Source organism: Bacillus sp. F19 (assembly GCA_023823795.1).
Lineage (GTDB): Bacteria > Bacillota > Bacilli > Bacillales > Bacillaceae > Bacillus_P.
The window spans coordinates 4,270,271-4,283,542 of sequence record CP085710.1 but is presented as its reverse complement, the minus strand read 5'-3'; the positions used below and the strand labels follow the sequence as shown (position 1 = coordinate 4,283,542).

The window sequence follows — 13,272 nt, the reverse complement described above, 5'->3', positions numbered from 1 at the left end:
TTTTTTACAAATCTTTCACAATGAGGTCATAACTTCTAAATAGTTCTTGTATAAAATGGTCAATGAGTAAAAAAAGGAGGACTAAAAGTGAAAGATTCTAACCATAATTCGAAAAAGTTCAATCGCAGAAATTTTTTAAAGAAATCAGGAAAAGGAGTTGGGATTGTACTTGGCGCTGCGATTGTCAACACAATACCGATGAATTTCGTCTCTGCACAGTCTAAGGGCTTATCATATCCTTTTACACTAGGAATTGCTTCGGGTGACCCATTGCAAGATAGTGTTGTTTTATGGACAAGACTTGCCCCAGACCCACTTAATGGAGGAGGCATGTCACCCCATCCATTCCCTGTACAATGGGAAGTTTCTCTAGATCCAGAATTTAAAAAAGTCGTAAAAAGAGGAACAGAGGTTTCAAAGCCTCAACTGGGACATTCCGTCCATGTCGAAGTCAATGGCTTGGATGCTTCAAGTTGGTATTATTACCGTTTTAAGGCCGGTTCTGAGATCAGTCCAGTTGGTCGAACTAAGACTGCTCCTGCTTTACATAGTCAGGTAGAAAAGTTAAACTTCGCGTTTGCTTCCTGCCAAAATTGGCCAACTGGCTATTACACAGCTTATCAGCATATGGCCAAGGATGACTTGGATTTGGTTATCCATTTAGGGGACTATATTTATGAAGGTACTCATAACTCAAACGGTGTTCGGCCTATCGAAAAAGATTTTCCAGAAATCTATACGATTGACGATTATCGCAACCGTTATGCCTTATATAAATTAGACACTGATTTACAGGCCGCCCATGCCAATTTTCCGTGGCTTGTAACACTTGATGACCATGAAGTGGATAATAACTGGGCTGGAGATGTTCCCCAAGATCCTGCAAAACAGTCCGAGGAAGATTTCTTAAAAAGAAGGGCTATCGCCTTCCAAGCTTATTATGAACACATGCCTCTTCGACGTACATCCTTTCCAAATGGAAGCAGTATGCAAATATACCGCCGACTCTCCTTTGGAAATTTAGTAGATATCAGTATGCTTGATACACGTCAATATAGAGATGATCAGGCTAATGGTGACGGATGGGACAGTCCAACACCTGAGTCGCTGGATCCATCCCGTACCATTCTAGGTGAAAAACAGGAGCGTTGGTTATTAGATGGGCTTGCTTCATCACAAGCAAAATGGAAGGTTCTTGCACAACAAGTCTTCTTTGCCAGACGTGATGGCGCGATTGGTCCTGAGAAGGAGTCCTACAGTATGGATGCTTGGGATGGATATCCTGGCGCACGCCAACGTGTTCTGGACTTTTTAGAGGAGAAAAATATTTCCAATACCGTTGTCTTGACCGGGGATGTTCACACGAGCTGGGCAAATGAGGTTAAAGCGAACTTTGATGATCAAAACTCAAAAAATGTGGCTGTTGAGTTTGTCGGAACATCTATTACCTCTGGTGGAGACGGTTCCGATGTAAATAGCAACACTGAACAAATACTACAAGAAAATCCGCATATTAAATTTTTTAGTAACCAACGCGGTTATGTGCGGTGCAAACTAACCCAGCAAAAATGGCAAACAGATTATCTGGTAGTTCCATATGTATCTAGACCGGGTGCACCAATTGAAACACGCACTTCATTCATTGTGGAAGATGGGAAATCAAGCTTGCAGCAAGTAAAGACAGAGGAAGCGCTTCCGGTTTAATAATTCAAAAATTCTTTTCCTCATTTATTATCATCAAAAACTTAGAGGTCAATTATTTTAAATAATTGACCTCTTTATTATTGGATAATATTTATTTTTTTATATTTTAAAATTTCAGCTTTTACAAAACTGGAAAAATCAAGTCGGCCATTTCAGCCAGAGTCCTGTTTTGTCTGCTTGTAATAGCCGCAATTTTGATTCCCTGCCGTTTTTTTGATCCGAACTTAAAAAACCTCTGTAACAACGTAATAATTGAGTGCGTAAAAAGGTCCTCTTTTTTTTATACCTTATTTTGATCTGATTTATCTAGCTGTTGAAATTGCAAAAAGCTTTTTGTAGCAAGAATTCGAAATTGATAATATTTTTTGCGGTCGAATTGACTGAATAATATGTTAAACTTTTATTTAAATATTAATTTGCAATTATCTGATTTTAAATTTATTATTAAAATATTTATAATCAGCAAAATGCAAAAAGACTAGAAATAGTAGAGAGTGGGAAATTATATGCAGGAACAAGAATTGTCGAGAGGCCTTAAAAACAGGCACGTCCAACTAATCGCTATCGGAGGGGCAATAGGAACGGGGTTATTTCTTGGAGCAGGAAAATCAATTCATTTAGCAGGACCATCGATTTTATTTGCTTACATGATTACAGGCGTTATTTGTTTTTTAATCATGCGCGCACTTGGAGAATTACTCTTAAGCAATTTGAACTATCATTCTTTTGTTGACTTTGTAAGAGACTATTTAGGTAATATGGCAGCATTTATGACCGGCTGGACCTACTGGTTTTGCTGGATTTCAATCGCAATGGCCGACTTAACAGCAGTTGGTCTCTATACCCAGTATTGGTTTCCTGGTGTACCACAGTGGATGCCAGGATTAATTGCGCTTGTTATTTTGCTATTTATGAACCTTGCAACCGTAAAACTTTTTGGTGAAATGGAATTCTGGTTCGCATTAATTAAAGTCATCGCGATTCTAGCACTAATTGTTATCGGTATTTTCATGATTATTAAAGGCTTTTCCACTGATTCAGGCGCAGCCAGTTTCACGAATCTATGGAGCCACGACGGCATGTTCCCAAATGGCATAAATGGCTTTATCCTCTCATTCCAGATGGTTGTGTTTGCGTTTGTTGGCATTGAACTTGTAGGACTTACAGCTGGTGAAACAGAAGATCCGGAAAGAGTTATCCCAAAAGCAATCAATAATATCCCTATTCGAATTATCATTTTCTACATTGGCGCACTTATTGTCATTATGAGTGTTTATCCGTGGAACGCAATCATCCCAACGGAAAGCCCATTCGTCCAAGTATTCGTGGCAGTTGGAATCGCTGCAGCTGCTGGTATCGTCAATTTTGTCGTCCTAACATCGGCTGCGTCGGCATGTAACAGCGCCATCTTCAGTACAAGCCGGATGGTATACTCACTTGCCAAAGATAAAAATGCACCTGTACCATTTGCAAAACTTGATGCCCGTAAAGTACCATCAAATGCATTGTTCTTTTCAACTGTTGTCATTCTAATTTCCGTTGTTTTGAACTATGTAATGCCAGAAGGCGTATTCACACTGATTACAAGTATTTCTACAGTATGTTTCATATTTATTTGGGGAATTACTGTCATCAGCCATTTGAAATACCGTAAAACAAGACCAGACCTGGCAAAAACGAACAAATTTAAATTGCCGCTTTATCCATTTTCCAATTACTTGATCCTTGCTTTTCTTGCGTTCGTTCTTGTCGTGCTGGCACTTGCGGAAGATACTCGTGTTGCCTTGTTCATAACACCTGTTTGGTTTATTTTGCTGATTGCGATTTATAAGATGCGGAACACGAAGGCAAATCAAGCGAATCAGGGAAAGGCAGCGGAAAATTAAGAAGCATCGGATAAAAATTCACGCTATTAGCTTTATTTAAAGCTTCTTGAATGTGGTTCAGTGGTCACTAAGTGAAACGAGTACACTCAGGAATCATCGTGGATGATTTACCATGATTTATATAAAGATGGAAGATTCCCTGCTCCTTGTTTCAAGACAGGGAATTTTCTATGTACAAAGAATAGTACTGTTACAGCTCTCGTCTGTTCAATTATCGGGCGCAGCCTTTCCTTTCTTTAAATTTTATATTTTACATATCTCGCTGCAAGGGTATTGCGAGACTTTGGAGAATTATTGGTAACGTTTGCTTATCCGGATACACCGTTGTTCATTCTAAACGCATTATTGACGGTGGCTGTTGTCTAAACCATTCGAAAAGGAATCGAGGTATTAGCAAGAACAGGTGAATTGTTGTTTGTATTAATGTACTTGCTCGCAATTACAGGCTTCATCCTTGTTGTAGTCTCAGGATTAATCGATATTAATAATTTATAACCAGTACTTGAAGAAGGGATTTTCCCGGTTTTAAAAGCCACAATTACTCAAACCTTGTATGTCCCTTTTGGAGAAGTCATCGTATTTACAATGATTATGCCTTATTTAAATAAATCGAAAAAGGCGAGAATTACCGGTTTGTTTGCTTTGGGATTAAGTGGTCTAGGCGTGGATCTTATTACCCTTTCTGCGTTTCCTCCGCTTAGTACAATACAAACGATCCAGGTTGCAGATTTTTTGGAACGGCTTGATGTATATTTTATGCTAGCCCTTATTATTGGCGGTTTCTTCAAAATAAGCATCTTTTGTTATGCAGCTGTTCAGGAACTGCAAACTTGTTTAACATCAAAGAACCTTCTCGAATGGTTTTCCCAATTGGTCTCGTCATTTTGATTTTGTCTATAACGATGGCGAGTAATTTTTCTGGTCATCTGCAGGAAGGTTTACAGATTGTTACACTATTTTTGCATCTTCCGTTTCAGGTGATTATACCAATTATACTTCTAGGTATTGCTTTTATAAAAAATAGAATAAGAAAAAAAGGCAGGTAATATCGAGTACCAATGATTTGGAGCATGATGAGCTTTATTTGATATTGTTGCTGAACAAGAAGATGTTCTAGCAGCGGCATGCGATTTATAAGTGAAAAGCAGAAGTTTAACTTGCTGCTTTTTTTCTGCGTGTCAATTAACCTAAATTACAGGGTTTTTATACTATCGAAAATCGTTGAGGTTTTGTGCTTTCAATACACTTACAGCCATACCGCCGATTTGCCTGCCTAATCTCAACCCTTCATCATTATCTACTTTAAAATGTACGCCAGCATACAAACGGGATAAAGCGCATTGTTCCATTGTGTATTTTATTCCTGATGCTTCTGGTGGAAAGAAATAACTTAATACCGATTCTGCACATCCTGCAACTGTGGCGTGTGCAGAAGGGTAGGATGGAAAACGCGGTGTACTCAACACAGGAGATAGGTTTCTGCCATATTGATTTGGACGTGCCACATCCCAAAGATATTTAAAATACCACGACATCACAAAGGCATCATTAACAGCAGCGTGAAAATATCCGAGTACTCTGGCAATATGCGGTGATCCTAGTCTATATTTTTTTGCTAAACTGAAAATCATAGGAGTCATATTCTGAGTTACTTCGACCGTCCCCCAGTATTGTGCGATGCGTATTTGTTGAGGGTTTATGGATGATAATGTTTGTTCTACGATATGTAATTCTGTTCCCCAATCAACCTCAATAGGATTTTTAATTTGCCAATTAATACGCTGCTGAAAGGGATCCAGGAATTTATTGTTGCTTTGCCTGAAAATAAAAAACATTGGAAAATACGCTGGTGCAATATAAGCTTTAGGTGGGGTTTGCTCTCCTTGGTAAGGATATTCAGACCATCTTCTGTAATTTGTTCTCATTGAATCTGCCCCCTTATATTTTTTCTACTTATTCTTTATGAGTGAGAGCAATAAAATATAACAATATATGTTGTGGCTGATTATTAGATTGGTATTTTTAAAAGGTAGAATAGTAAAATAAGATACTAAATAAAGATTAAGTTTTCCAATAAATTGTGCTAGTTTTATTTTAATTCTTTTGTAAGAGGTGACCTTAGTGGAGCAAAGTATAAAGTTAGATTTAGAAAGAATTGTTTTTATTGGAAGAACCTTTGAAGAGTATTTGGATATGTTTTCTCTTTCGGCAGAATCACTGAAGGGGAAAAAAATACTGGATTGTCCAGCAGGAGCTTGTTCCTTTACTGCTGTTGGCAACTATCAAGATCTAGATGTAAAAGCTGCTGATATTGCATATTTTCATTCAAAGGAAGATCTTTATAATAAAGGACTGCAGGATATCGAACACACTATGGAATTCATGGATAAGGCAAAAAACAATTATATATGGAATTATTTTGAAGATACAAATGATCTTAGAAAACATCGTCTGAGAGCCTTAAAAGATTGTGCGAAGGATATGAGGGAATCGAGTGAACGATACGTTCCTGTCACTTTACCTTCTTTACCGTTTAATGATGCAGAATTTGATATTCTTCTTTCCGCTCATTTTCTATTTATGTATGCGGACCGATTAGATTACCAATTTCATTTAGCAGCGCTAAATGAGTTATTGAGGGTTACTCAAGAGGAAATTCGCATTTTCCCTTTAGTTGATTTGGAAGGAAAACGATACGTGCATTTAGATAAATTAATAAGTTATCTCGCTGATAATGGATGTACAGTCGAAGAAGTTAAAGTGCCATATGAATTTCAGGCAAATGCTAACTCGATGTTAATAATAAAAAAAGTGTAATAAAAAAAGGCAACGTTCAACGTTGTCCTTTTTTTGTAAAACCTTTTTTAACTAAAGGGGGCTGTCTTTCACTCATAAATTCATTATTTAGATGGTGTAAACTTAACATTCATTGCTTTTGCCATTAATTGCGGTAAATCTGTGTTATTGTGTAAACCTCCAAATAAGTTAGAGCCAGGTCCGAATGCGTAAAGAGGAACATCTGTCCCTGTATGGTTAGTGCTCGACCATCCAACTAATGCACGCTCAGAAATTACTTCGTTAATGGCGATATCAGGCATGCTGGCAGCTTTAATTTTTTGATTTTCCGCATCTGTAAGGTCGATGTTTGCATATTGTTTTACGACTTCTTTTGCGTTGCTGCGGTCAGCATTCAACTTACTTACCATGAAATCGCCCGTTGCAGTTACATTGCGAAGCACTTCAAGTTTTGCATCACCTTTACTGTAACCTCCAACTGACATACCACCCGTATCATGATCTCCTGCTACTACTACTAACGTATTTTTATCCTTTTTTGCAAATTCTAATACTTCTGCTAATGCATCTTCAAATGCTTCTGAATCCTTCATTGCCCAAGCTGCATCCTGATCGTGGCCTGCCCAATCAATCTGACTTCCTTCCACCATTAAGAAGAAACCATCTTTATCCTTCTTAAGAACGTCTAGGGATTTTTCTGTCATTTCTGCCAGGCTGGGCTGGTTCATCTCATCGCGGTCTAACTCAGGAGCCATTCCTTCTTCAGCGAATAGACCGATAAGCTTGTCAGTTTTTCCTGCATTAGCTAATTTCTTGCTGTCGTCAACGAATTTGTATCCTTCTTCTTTTGCTTCATTTAAAAGAGAATCAGGAAAGTATTTCTTTCCGCCGCCAAGAATAACGTCTACTTCATTTTCCAGCAATTGTGGTGCAATATCTGCTTCATTTACACGTGAGGCAACATGCGAAGCGAAAACAGCCGGAGTTGCATGCGTAATCGTTGAAGTCGCAACCAAACCTGATGCTTTTCCTGCTTCTTCAGATGCTTCCAGAATTGTTTTTAGTTCTTTGCCATCAGGTGATGTACTGATCATTCCATTGTTTGTTTTCACACCTGTAGCCATTGCTGTTCCTGCAGCAGCTGAATCAGTTACTTCTGAATTAGCTGAATATGTACGGTGCATGCCAACCAGCATAGAATCCATAATTGATTCCTCACCTTTAAACCAACGATAGTTTGTTGCATAAGAAGCTGAAAATCCATCTGGAACCATAAAGATGACATTTTTTACTTTTCCATTGTTATGATTATTTTCTGCTTCTGCTGTTGGTGTTGACAGAGTAGTAGCTAAACCGCCAATCGCAATAGAAGACACAACTGCTAAAGGTAATAGCTTCTGTTTAAAACTTTTCTTGACCATTCCTTTTCCCCCTTAAATTTCAGTCTTACCGGCAGATATTTTCCCAACCTAATCTACTTTTAACAACTGCTTTAATAACAAATTGGTTTTATTAAGCAGCTGTATTGGTATAGTAAAGAATTCTTTATAAACATTATAATTTTAGTAAATGTTAACTAATATACCCTATTTATTTAAAAAAAGAAGCAGCCTGAAGGTTGATGTCTCATTAAAGGAAGATCAATTTAATTGAAAAAATATACCGAGTGATGCTTTCTAGTTTTAATTAAAGGTCTGTTAAACTATAGAAGGTTTTATGGAAAGAAAATCGAAATTAACTTTTAAGGGTATTACAAAACATTGTTATAATTCTAAGCAGCTGTCTTGATCCTCTCATACCAATAGTCTTACTCAGACTGAGTTCTAGAGAAAGAATCGAGGGAAAGTGCAAAACAGACTTGGCGCATGTGCTCTGAGTATCAGATAAGTTGACCCGCCCCTCGAGAATTGTATTAATTGGAATAGGGAGATTATTACTTATTAAGTATTAATAATTAAACGGAAGAGAGTTGATTTTAAATGAACAACAATACGAAATTAAAAATATTAAGGCCAGCAAATGAAGTATTTGAAGCCTTCGTAGACCCTTCTAAAATAGGTAATTTTTGGTTTTCATCAAGTTCTGAAAGATGGGAACAAGGCAAGACGGTTACGTTGAGGTATGATGAATACAATGCTCAAGGGGATATAGAGGTAATCGAAATAGATATTAATAAGAAAATTGTGTTTCATTGGGGCGAGGGACATATTGTTACAATTACACTAAAAGAGCTGGATAACTCGATTACAATTATTGAAGTTAACGAAGAAGGTTTTAAAGAAAATGATGATGAGGTAATTAGTGAACTGATAGATAATAAAGAGGGTTGGGTCTATATGTTGACATGTTTAAAGGGATATTTGGAATATGGTGTTAATTTAAGAGCAGCTTTAGTTAAGTAACGTTAAGATTTGATGGTTGCTGATGAGATTCGCTGATAAAGCGATTGGAACCACTAATGCTATCTATGTACCAGCCATTAACGAATACTAGAATGAGAAATTGAAACGCTAAATAGGCCTGCATAGGCTGAAAGGAATGAAAAGTATGCTTGCTGTCAAAAACTATCCCCAAGAATATATTGACGAATGCCGTTCAAAAATTAATAGATTGCTCTCGACTTATAAAGATTTGGTGACGGTACCCGAGAGAAAGTATTGGTGCTCATAATGAGAAACTACTTAATTCTGCTATTGAATCTTTTGAACCAAATTTCTTCAATAACATGGTTTTAGCTTTAAATGATTATTTTGGTCATAGAATGAGAGGATTAGAAAAGAAAGATGGCAATCCACTGAATGAAGTGAGGATATTGTGTGATTCTATTATGAATAACAACAATAAAATGAGTGCAGATAAAACAATTAAGTATGATCCAGCTAAGTCAGTACTGAATTACAAAATTGGAGATGAAATTAAATTGAGTGAAAAGGATTTCAAATTATTATCTGAGGCGTTTTTTGCTGAAATTGAAAGAAAGTTTATATAAGTTAAAAAAGGTTCCTTCTTTTTGATTTTACTTTATGCTAATCAAGGTTTTCGATCATCGAGTTACCTCAGATAAAAAAGGGGAAATCCACTTATAGCATAAGTGGATTTTTTGTGTAAAAAGTGCAGTTGAAAATCAGGTGCAGAGCTTTGTCAGGTTTTGTTATTATGAGGATCCAAAGTTATGACTACATTTCCCTTTTTATGTCCTTTTTCTACATATCTGTGAGCCTCAGGTATTTGTTCGAGCGGATAGCGTCTATCTATGGCGGAATTAATCTTCCCCGTCTCAATAATCTCACTAAGGAAAATTAAATCTTCAGTGCGTACCTTTGCTATCCCTTGCCCTACAACTGATACGTATTTTCCATTTGGAGTCAGGGCTTTCTTGCAAGTTGATTTCGAGTTTTTCCCAACTGCATCAAAGATGATATCATAAAGCTCTCCTCTTTTCGTAAAATCCTCTTGAGTATAATCAATTACCTTATCGGCTCCCAGAGATTTTACCAATTCTAAATTTGTGGTGCCGCATACTCCGGTAACTTCTGCCCCAAAGTACTTGGCAAGCTGTACAGCGGAAGTTCCTACAGCTCCAGAAGCTCCATAGATAAGAACTTTTTGTCCGTTTTGGATGTTTCCTTTTCTAAGAAAATGCAATGCTGTAGTTCCCCCAAAGGGAACGGCAGCGGCTTCATCAAAGGTCATATTGGCAGGTTTTATTGCTGCCAATCCGTTTTCAGGCAGACATGTATACTCGGCATGAGCACCAAAACTCATCCCAGTTAATGCAAAAACCTGGTCACCTTTCTTAAATCGTATTACATCTTTGCCGATTGCTTCAATTACTCCGGCTAATTCCACACCCAGTATAGGTTTTCTTGGTTTGATGAGACCTAAGACTATTCGCATGGGGATCCAGTACAAGATGGGGCTTTCAAAACTTCGGACCCTGCAGTCCCCAGTTGTAACTGTTGTCGCATGAACTTTTACCAGTATTTCATTGTCCTTAGGAGAAGATTTTTCTACCTCTTTAAGCTGAAGAACATCTGGTGATCCGTATTTTGTGCATACTATTGCTTTCATAAGTCTCCTCCATACTTTCTTTAATATGATATTTTCATCTTATGATATAAAACACATATAAATGTCATTGTACTTGTAATCAAACCAGGAAGAACGTACATTTTTAAAGTGATATCCTCTTATTTAAAAGAAGATACTAAAAAGGACCATACAATTTGACAGCTGCAGTTATTGAAATAAACTGCTCATATAAAGAAATTAAAATGTTTAAAGGATTATGGAAATGGATTAAGAAGAATATTCACGCTGGAATGATGATTAGCGGGAAAGGCTTTGCTAATGATTGGATATTCTGCAGCAAGGTGTTAAGCAGAGGGTTTCTTGCAGGACAAAAAACATAGACGAGAATGTTCCAAAGGGGCAGTTTGTAATAATAACATTAAAATAAAGGACTATTTCATAAGTGTTTAGAAGAATCATAGAACGAATCTTGACGGAGGAGTGATTGGATCAGCCCCAGAATATTTAAGATATCTGTTTGAATAAAAGAAAAGGACCTTTTAGGTCCTTTCAGAGTGTAGACAAACCCTATTTTCTAATATCATATTGTTGAAATAGGGTTTTTTCTTTCGTTTTATTCGTATATTTAGATGTCTTTTTGTAAAAAGACCACAATATCTTGTGCCTGACTTTTGGTATAAAAATAGCTGTCGACTTTGTCGACAGCCTGAAAGGACCTTTTAGGTCCTTTTTCTTTTTACCTGCTATAAGATCTTTTCTCGATTCAATTCCATTAAGTCCTGCTCTTGAACGAGCCGCTTCTTCTCCATCTTGTCCTTTGCTGAAAAACGATAATATAAAGCGCACGCTATCAGAAAAGGAATTCCGCAGTAAATTGCCATTCTTTGGTCTGGAATAAAAGCTAGGCTCACCATCACCAGTACATTGGCAGACAGCGCAGCTAGAGGAACGATCGGATAAAACGGCGTCCTGAACTTCAGGTCACTGATCTTTCCGCCGTTTCTCAAAAACTTTTTCCTGCCTAAGTAGTTGGAAAGAGCGATGGATGCCCATACAAACACTGCTCCAAAACCTGCGATAGACAGCAGCCACAAGTATACTGTGTCTTCGGCAAAAAAACCGCACAATAGGCACAAGCAGCCTACAATCATGCTTGCAGCTAGAGCATTGATAGGTACTCCGCTTTTATTCAGCTTCCCGAACCTTTCATGAATCATCCCCTGTCTGGACATCGACCAGAGCATACGGGATGTAGCGTATAATCCAGAGTTTGCGACCGATAACACTGCAGTGATAATAACAAAGTTCATAATGTCAGCCGCATATGGAATCCCAATGTTATCAAATACAACCACAAACGGACTTTCCACAAGTCCTGCTTCTTTCCATGGAAACAGTCCAGCCAATACAAAAACAGAGAGAATAAAGAAGATAAGAATGCGCCAAGCTGTACTATTGATGGCTTTTGGAATTGTTTTTTCAGGATTCTCACTCTCCCCCGCTGCGATTCCAACGAGTTCCGTTCCCTGAAAAGAAAAATTCACGCCGATCATCGTAATTAAAATTGCCGCTATTCCATTTGGAAATAATCCTCCGTGATCCGTAAAATTGCTTAGAAATGGAGCAGGCTCCCCGCTCCCCATTTGAAGAAATCCAAACATGGCTGCTCCGCCTAAAAGAATAAAAGCGATAACGGTAATTACCTTGATACCTGCAAACCAAAACTCAACTTCTGCAAAGCTTTTTGTAGACAATGCATTGATGCCAAAAAGCAGGATGGCGAATACGATGCACCAAATCCACGGCGCAACATCTGGAAACCAGCGCTTCATCAAAATACTGACCGTAAGCAGTTCCAGGCCGATTGTGACGGACCAGTTCAGCCACGACATCCACCCTACCACATAGCCTGCTCCCGGTGATATAAATTTCGTTGCGTAAGTTTGATAAGATCCTACAGTTGGGTTTGCAACGGCCAATTCACCGAGGCAAAGCATTGTCAAATACATGACAAAGCCGCCAATCAGATATGCGAGAATTGCTCCTCCCGGTCCCGCCTCGCCAATGGTATACCCGGTGCTCAGGAATAGTCCTGTACCGATTACACCGCCTAGGGCAATCATCAAAATATGCCTTTCTTTTAATTCTTTTTTCAATTCCTGATTCTGATTTAACATGGAGGCCTCCTTATAAGTAAGCGTTTGCAGAATTATAAAATCTCCATTATTTTATCACTATTTAGTATTATATGAAAATTAAATTTTTAAAAATAAATACAGCTGCTTGAAAATCGGGTGCCCTTAAGCCAGTAAAATGGCTATTATTAGAAATATACTGTTCGGCTATTATTCAATTTTTGGGGAAAGGAGGCTATTTTAGAATAATTTGAATAAATATGCAGCCGATTGATGAACTGCATGCAAATTGTTAGACACAATTAACAATTGGAGGTGGAGTTTGGATGGCTTAATGCAACGGCATAGGTACAACTGCCAAGAGGAATTTGAAATGACAATTAAAGCAGCAGTTTCCAATTCTTAAATTTCCGAAGGTTCCCCGTCTTAATGAAATAAAGTATTGAGTAAATTGTTTTGTTTTGAAATAATCAGCATTAAGTAAACGTGCAGATTGGCAGAAAAAGTTTCTTTCTATTAACTGACGGAATAAAATGATATATAAAGTTTGGTCTCCAATTTCCGATAAGTTTTTCACTTCAGGTCCCTTTCTCAATGCCCGAAAGAGAAGAAATAATAATTACTAAGCAGTAAATATCCATCTTTTCCAGAATAGGGGTTTTCTTTGTATATTCATGCAGCATAGATGTTCCACGACGATCTTCGCTAACGAGTACAAT

10 protein-coding genes and 1 pseudogene are annotated in these 13,272 nt (G+C 37.7%); 7 read left to right on the top strand and 4 right to left on the bottom strand.

The genetic code is table 11. The features are described 5' to 3' along the window. Positions 1-87 precede the first annotated feature (87 nt). From LIT25_22090 to LIT25_22080, 3 genes and pseudogenes are all read left to right on the top strand, one after another. Positions 88-1,704, top strand: a complete 1,617-nt coding sequence (locus tag LIT25_22090) for an alkaline phosphatase D family protein (protein ID USK33194.1) — start codon at positions 88-90, stop codon at positions 1,702-1,704. A gap of 506 nt (positions 1,705-2,210) precedes the next feature. Continuing rightward, on the top strand, positions 2,211-3,590 hold the full coding sequence (locus LIT25_22085) for an amino acid permease (GenBank protein ID USK33193.1): 1,380 nt from the start codon (positions 2,211-2,213) through the stop codon (positions 3,588-3,590). 198 nt (positions 3,591-3,788) lie between these two features. Next, a pseudogene (locus LIT25_22080) lies at positions 3,789-4,636 on the top strand (spore germination protein). Positions 4,637-4,798: 162 nt separating this feature from the next. Here the strand turns inward: LIT25_22080 and LIT25_22075 are convergent. Next, a complete protein-coding gene (locus tag LIT25_22075) occupies positions 4,799-5,515 on the bottom strand; it encodes a vanadium-dependent haloperoxidase (GenBank protein ID USK33192.1) in 717 nt (238 codons plus the stop codon). A gap of 187 nt (positions 5,516-5,702) precedes the next feature. On the opposite strand from LIT25_22075, the gene LIT25_22070 reads away from it, so the two are divergent. Beyond that, positions 5,703-6,407 (top strand): SAM-dependent methyltransferase, encoded by a 705-nt coding sequence (locus LIT25_22070; protein USK33191.1) that lies wholly within the window; start codon positions 5,703-5,705, stop codon positions 6,405-6,407. 83 nt (positions 6,408-6,490) lie between these two features. Here LIT25_22070 and LIT25_22065 read toward each other — a convergent pair whose 3' ends face one another. Then, positions 6,491-7,807, bottom strand: a complete 1,317-nt coding sequence (locus LIT25_22065; protein ID USK33190.1) for an alkaline phosphatase — start codon at positions 7,805-7,807, stop codon at positions 6,491-6,493. 558 nt (positions 7,808-8,365) lie between these two features. Here LIT25_22065 and LIT25_22060 point away from each other — a divergent pair. Both LIT25_22060 and LIT25_22055 read left to right on the top strand, forming a co-directional pair. After that, positions 8,366-8,788: an SRPBCC family protein gene (locus tag LIT25_22060; GenBank protein ID USK33189.1), complete on the top strand. Its 423-nt coding sequence runs from the start codon at positions 8,366-8,368 to the stop codon at positions 8,786-8,788. 323 nt (positions 8,789-9,111) lie between these two features. After that, positions 9,112-9,375 carry a hypothetical protein gene (locus tag LIT25_22055; protein USK33188.1) on the top strand — a complete coding sequence of 88 codons (264 nt, stop codon included), beginning with the start codon at positions 9,112-9,114 and terminating at the stop codon, positions 9,373-9,375. Positions 9,376-9,527: 152 nt separating this feature from the next. On the opposite strand, the gene LIT25_22050 is transcribed toward LIT25_22055, so the two are convergent. Beyond that, the gene (locus tag LIT25_22050; protein USK33187.1) at positions 9,528-10,457 is read right to left on the bottom strand and encodes an NAD(P)-dependent alcohol dehydrogenase; all 930 of its coding nucleotides are present in this window, start codon (positions 10,455-10,457) and stop codon (positions 9,528-9,530) included. Between the two features lie 155 nt (positions 10,458-10,612). Between LIT25_22050 and LIT25_22045 the strand changes: the two genes are divergently transcribed. Next, positions 10,613-10,798, top strand: a complete 186-nt coding sequence (locus tag LIT25_22045; protein USK33186.1) for a hypothetical protein — start codon at positions 10,613-10,615, stop codon at positions 10,796-10,798. A 363-nt stretch (positions 10,799-11,161) separates the two neighbouring features. On the opposite strand, the gene LIT25_22040 is transcribed toward LIT25_22045, so the two are convergent. Then, positions 11,162-12,595, bottom strand: coding sequence for an amino acid permease (locus LIT25_22040; protein USK33185.1), 1,434 nt, complete (start codon positions 12,593-12,595; stop codon positions 11,162-11,164). Between the last annotated feature and the right edge of the window lie 677 nt (positions 12,596-13,272).